Raw genomic sequence first — 6,000 nt, forward strand, 5'->3', positions numbered from 1 at the left:
GTTCCTGATGTTCGAATTGACAATAAATCCTGGAAAAATCACTTTGCCAGAGCTACGCGAGATTAGTCGTAATTCGGTAAAATTATCTCTGGATCAGAACGCGATTGAAGGGATTCACGCCAGCACGCAGATCGTAAACGACGTGATTAAAGAAAACCGCACGGTTTATGGCATCAATACCGGCTTTGGCTTGCTCGCGAATACTCGCATAGCCGAAGAAGACCTCGATACCTTGCAACGCAGCATTGTTTTATCTCATGCGGCGGGCATTGGTAGGTTAATGAACGATGCCACCGTCAAAATGGTGATGGTGCTTAAGGTGAATAGCTTGGCGCGGGGGTTTTCTGGTATCCGTTTATCGGTTATCGAAGCACTTATCACGCTGATTAACAAAGAAGTGTATCCCTGCATCCCACAAAAAGGGTCGGTCGGTGCCTCTGGCGATTTAGCGCCTTTGGCGCACATGAGCGCCGTATTGTTGGGTGAAGGTCAGGCGCGCTATAAAGGTGAAATTATTTCTGGGCAGGCGGCCTTGGCTATTGCTGGTTTAGAGCCGATTACATTAGCACCAAAAGAGGGGTTAGCATTGCTGAATGGCACCCAAGCCTCTACCGCCTTTGCCCTTGAAGGTTTGTTCCATGCTGAAGACCTTTTTGCATCAGCTGTCGTGTGTGGTTCATTATCGGTTGAAGCCGCACTCGGTAGCCGCCGTCCTTTTGATGACCGTATCCATCAGGTTCGTGGACACCAAACTCAGATTGATGTTGCCGAGGCCTATCGTCACCTGCTAACAGAAAGCAGCGATTTAAGCGAATCACATGTCGATTGCGAAAAAGTTCAAGACCCCTATTCGCTGCGCTGTCAGCCACAGGTAATGGGTGCCTGCTTAGACCAGATCCGTAACTCAGCTAAAACCCTTTTGGTCGAGGCCAATGCCGTATCGGATAATCCGTTGGTCTTTGCCGCAGAAGGTGACATCCTTTCCGGTGGTAACTTCCATGCTGAGCCTGTCGCGTTTGCATCGGATAACCTCGCGCTCGCGATTGCTGAAATTGGCAGCTTATCCGAGCGTCGTATGGCGTTACTCATCGATAGCAACCTCAGTAAACTACCGCCGTTCCTTGTCAACAATGGCGGGGTTAACTCTGGCTTTATGATTGCACAGGTAACCGCCGCCGCCTTGGCGAGTGAAAATAAAACCTTTGCGCACCCTGCCTCTGTCGATAGCTTACCAACATCAGCAAATCAAGAAGACCATGTCTCCATGGCGACCTTCGCGGCTCGCCGCTTGAAAGACATGTCCGAAAACACCCGGGGTATTCTGGCGGTAGAGATACTCTCTGCGGTTCAAGGTTTGGATTTTCGTGCCCCGCTAAAATCAACAGAACGGCTTGAACAAGTAAGAGCAGAGCTTCGCGCTCGTGTGCCGTTTTATGACAAAGATCGTTACTTCGCTGCTGATATTGAGAAAGCCAATGACCTGTTGATACAAGCGGTCCACAACGACCTTATGCCCGTCGGTTTATTACCGAGTAGCGAATGCCCGAGGTGACTATGAACAACACACTCACATTTGATTCAATCTGGCATGGGTTTCATGTTGCTACCATGGTTGATGGCCAATATCAGGTCATCGAAAACGCCGCCATGGGGGTCACAAACCAATGTATTAGCTGGATCGGAAAACAGGCGGAACTGCCCGCCTATCAAGCCCAGTCCGAGCATGATCTTGGTGGCGGTTGGGTTACGCCAGGGCTCATCGATTGCCACACCCACTTGGTCTTTGGTGGCAACCGGGCCAATGAGTTTGAACAACGATTAAATGGCGTCAGCTACAAAACCCTGTCTGAAAACGGAGGCGGTATTGCTTCTTCGGTCAGATCAACCCGTGAAGAGAACCATCAACAATTGTTTGATTCTGCGAAATGTCGGCTGCTCGCGCTAATGAAAGACGGCGTAACCACGCTTGAGATTAAATCGGGCTATGGGTTATCCCTAGAGCATGAAAGTAAGATGCTTCAGGTTGCACGGTCATTGGCCGTTGAACACTCCATTGATATCAGAACCACCTGTTTAGCTGCCCATGCTCTGCCACCAGAATATAGCGATCGCCCAGATGACTATATCGATTACCTATGTGAAGAACTTTTACCAGAGATACATAGGCTGGGGCTTGCCGACGCCATTGATGCATTTTGTGAAGGGATAGGGTTCAGTCCGGCTCAAGTAGAGCGTTACTTTTCTACCGCGCAGGCGCTTGGGTTGCCCGTTAAGCTTCACGCAGAACAACTCTCTTCTCTTGGTGGTGCGTCGCTCGCGGCTCGCTATCAGGCGCTTTCCGCCGACCATTTAGAATACATCACCGAGCAAGACGTGGCCGCGATGGCAAAACATGGCACTGTAGCCGTGTTATTACCCGGCGCTTTTTTTACACTAAAAGAGACACAAAAACCCCCTATCGACTTGCTGCGTCGGTACCAAGTTCCGATAGCCATTGCTACAGACGCCAACCCCGGCACTTCACCCGTCCTGTCACTGCGACTGATGATGAATATGGCCTGCACCCTTTTTGACCTAACCCCTGAAGAGGCATTGGCCGGAACCACCGTTCACGCCGCGAAAGCACTTGGTTTATCCAACACCCATGGCGAACTCGGGATAGGAAAAGTGGCCGATTTTATCTGTTGGGACGTTGAAAGCCCCGGCGAACTCAGTTATTGGCTTGGTGGCAATTTGGTTAAAACCCGCATCAAATCCGGAGAGGTAGGTAATGTCTAGAATTGAAAATCCTTATCACTATGTTCAAGGTGACAGTCCTATTTTGGTGAGCATTCCTCATGCGGGCCTGTCCTTGTTACCAGAGATGAGCAAGGTACTGAGTAAAGAGGCGAAAACGCTGCCGGATACCGACTGGTACGTTACCGAACTGTATGATTTTTTATGCGATCTCAATGTCAGTGTTATCAGCGCTAACTATTCACGTTATGTGATCGACTTGAATCGTCCGGTCGATGACAAGCCCTTATACAGCAGTAAAACAACCGGGCTTTTCCCAGAAATTTCATTCTCTGCTCAGCCCGTGTTTATAGACGATAGTCAGCATAGCGAGTCGAGAAAAGAACAGATAAAAACCGAGGTTTGGCAGCCTTATCATCAAAAAATCGCTTCTGAACTGGCCCGTATTAAGGCCAAGTTTGGTTATGCCATCTTATTTGATGCCCACAGTATCGCAGCAGAAGTACCGATGTTGTTTGATGGCCGATTGCCCGACTTTAACTTTGGTACCAATGGTGGTGATGCCTGCTCAGACCATTTGTTAGCAAGCGTCAATAACGTCGTTGCGGCTAGCGGCTATAGCCATGTTTGCAATGGTCGCTTTAAGGGCGGGCATATTACGCGATTTTTTGGCCAACCAAACAAGGATATTCACGCCATACAGTTGGAGTTATCTCAAGCGACCTACCTACAAGATAGTGTCGAAGGCTATCAAATGGATAGTGCAAAGAAACAACAAATAAGCCCACTCTTGAAGCAGATGATTAACGCGTTAATAGAGGCAGGGGCACAACTGTATTCCCTAAAGAATGAGAACAGAAACGAGGCCAATGATGAGTGAAATGAATTTTCAAGAAATGGTTTTAGAGGGTATCCCTAAGATTCTTCCACCAAAAAAAGAGAGGGATGAAAGCCTAAGCCATCCCCCGAAAAGAAAAGACATTCTGACGAAAAGTGAGAAGAAATTAGCCGTCAAGAATGCGCTCAGATATTTTGAAGCTGAACATCATGCCGTACTCGCAGAAGAATTTTACCAAGAACTCGAAACCTTTGGTCGAATCTATATGTATCGGTTTATGCCGTCTTACGAGATATCCGCTAGATCGATCGACGAATTTCCGCACCGATGCAAGCAAGCCGCCGCAATTATGCTCATGCTCAGCAACAACCTAGACAACGCCATTGCACAGCACCCCGAAGAGCTGATTACCTATGGCGGCAATGGATCTGTTTTCTCAAACTGGATCCAGTATCGGCTGACAATGAAGTATCTCGCCGAGATGACCGACGAGCAAACATTGGTTTTATATTCTGGTCATCCTATGGGGCTATTTCCTTCCCATAAAGACGCACCAAGGGTCGTGGTCACAAACGGCATGATGGTGCCGAACTATTCCAAACCCGATGACTGGGAAAAGTTTAATGCCTTAGGGGTAACCCAATATGGGCAGATGACCGCCGGTTCGTTTATGTACATTGGCCCGCAAGGCATCGTGCATGGTACGACGATTACCGTTTTGAATGCGGCACGAATGATAAAAGATCGTGACCAATCCAAGCTTCCTATCTTTGTGACCTCTGGCTTAGGTGGAATGAGCGGCGCGCAACCAAAAGCAGCGGTTATCGCCAAAACCATTGGTATCGTGGCAGAAGTAAACCCGAAGGCGGCGTATAAAAGGTTGGAACAAGGTTGGGTTGACGAAGTGTATGAAGAGATGGACAAGATGATCGCCAGAGTGAAGCGAGCGGTGGAAGAAAAAACCCCGGTCTCTTTGGCCTACCTTGGCAATATCGTGGACCTTTGGGAGCGATTCGTTATCGAGGATATTACCATCGACCTTGGTTCTGATCAGACATCACTACATAACCCTTGGGCGGGTGGCTATTATCCGGTTGGGTATAGCTTTGAACAGTCCAACGAGTTGATGGCGAGTAAGCCCGAGGAATTTAAGAAGGCGGTAGAGGTTTCACTTAAAAGGCATGTCGATGCGATCAATAAGCTGACAGCCAAAGGGATGTATTTCTTTGATTACGGCAACGCTTTCCTACTTGAATCCGGCCGAGCAGGTGCCGATATCATTAACGAGGATGGAACCTTTAGGTACCCTTCTTATGTTCAGGACATCATGGGGCCTCTCTGTTTTGACTATGGTTTTGGGCCTTTTAGATGGGTCTGTTCTTCTTCCGATCCAAAAGACCTCGACATAACGGACAAGATAGCCGGTGATGTACTTGAAGCGATGTACAACGAAGCCCCCTCAGAGATCAAACAGCAGATCGCCGATAACCTTCTCTGGATAAGAGAAGCGAAACAGAACAAGCTCGTTGTTGGTTCACAAGCGCGCATTCTATACGCGGATGCCGAAGGCCGAATGCGGATTGCAGAGGCATTTAATGACGCCGTCAAACAAGGAATAATCTCAGCTCCCGTCATTCTTGGGCGCGATCATCACGATGTATCTGGCACGGATTCACCTTATAGAGAGACGTCGAACATCTATGACGGCTCACAATTTACGGCGGACATGGCGATTCACAACGTGATCGGTGATTCATTCCGTGGTGCAACCTGGGTAAGTATCCACAACGGCGGCGGTGTTGGCTGGGGCGAAGTGACCAATGGTGGTTTTGGTATGATGCTGGACGGGTCAGGAGATTGCGACCGAAGAGTAAAATCGATGCTCCACTGGGATGTAAATAACGGCATATCACGAAGAAGCTGGGCGAGAAACGATGGCGCTATTTTTGCGATTAAAAGAGCGATGGCCGCCGAGCCTAGGTTAACCGTAACGATCCCAACCGTTGCCGATGATGCATTGCTCGATAGCGTTATAAAATAAGGTGTCTTGGGGGCTTGCCCCCATGCAAACGTAAAGCTGTTCAGTTAGAGCTAAATACTCCGCCGTTCCCGTGAAAACGGGAATCTTGGTGGTATTAGATCTCCACTTTCATGTAATGCTGTTCGGTTAGTACTAAATACTTCGTCATTCCCGTGAAAACGGGAATCTTGGTGGTATTAGATCTCCACTTTCATGTAATGCTGTTCGGTTAGTACTAAATACTTCGTCATTCCCGTGAAAACGGGAATCTTGGTGGTATTGGTATTGACCGCCCACATAGGTAACAGATCTGACCGGGCACATGGGTAACAGGTGTTAATGTGTAAGCTTCATAGAGGAGAAGCTTATGCCTTGGAATGAGACCTGTATCATGAGTCAAAGAACA

The 6,000-nt window shown here is 48.4% G+C and carries 4 protein-coding genes; all 4 read left to right on the forward strand.

All coding sequences use genetic code 11. From position 1 onward, the window contains the following. Nucleotides 1-7: 7 nt before the first annotated feature. Genes hutH through hutU form a run of 4 tightly spaced genes read left to right on the forward strand, consistent with a single transcriptional unit; the run spans nt 8 to nt 5,615 of the window. The gene (gene hutH, locus AACW90_RS15910) at nt 8-1,552 is read left to right on the forward strand and encodes a histidine ammonia-lyase (RefSeq protein WP_390236337.1); all 1,545 of its coding nucleotides are present in this window, start codon (nt 8-10) and stop codon (nt 1,550-1,552) included. A gap of 2 nt (nt 1,553-1,554) precedes the next feature. Beyond that, nucleotides 1,555-2,778 (forward strand): imidazolonepropionase, encoded by a 1,224-nt coding sequence (hutI, locus tag AACW90_RS15915; RefSeq protein ID WP_390236309.1) that lies wholly within the window; start codon nt 1,555-1,557, stop codon nt 2,776-2,778. Continuing rightward, nucleotides 2,771-3,616, forward strand: coding sequence for an N-formylglutamate deformylase (gene hutG, locus AACW90_RS15920; protein ID WP_390236312.1), 846 nt, complete (start codon nt 2,771-2,773; stop codon nt 3,614-3,616). Before hutI ends, hutG begins: the two co-directional genes overlap by 8 nt. Before the next feature lies 1 nt (nt 3,617). Next, complete coding sequence (hutU, locus tag AACW90_RS15925) at nt 3,618-5,615, forward strand: urocanate hydratase (RefSeq protein WP_390236314.1); 1,998 nt, start codon at nt 3,618-3,620, stop codon at nt 5,613-5,615. The last annotated feature ends 385 nt before the right edge of the window (nt 5,616-6,000 follow it).

Source organism: Vibrio frigidus (genome assembly GCF_042465995.1).
Classification (GTDB): domain Bacteria; phylum Pseudomonadota; class Gammaproteobacteria; order Enterobacterales; family Vibrionaceae; genus Vibrio.

Excerpts from the sequence above, each read along its gene's own strand:
- hutI (WP_390236309.1), top strand. The coding sequence starts at position 1,555 with ATGAACAACACACTCACATTTGATTCAATCTGGCATGGGTTTCATGTT.
- hutU (WP_390236314.1), top strand. The coding sequence starts at position 3,618 with ATGAATTTTCAAGAAATGGTTTTAGAGGGTATCCCTAAGATTCTTCCA.
- hutH (WP_390236337.1), top strand. The coding sequence starts at position 8 with ATGTTCGAATTGACAATAAATCCTGGAAAAATCACTTTGCCAGAGCTA.
- hutG (WP_390236312.1), top strand. The coding sequence starts at position 2,771 with ATGTCTAGAATTGAAAATCCTTATCACTATGTTCAAGGTGACAGTCCT.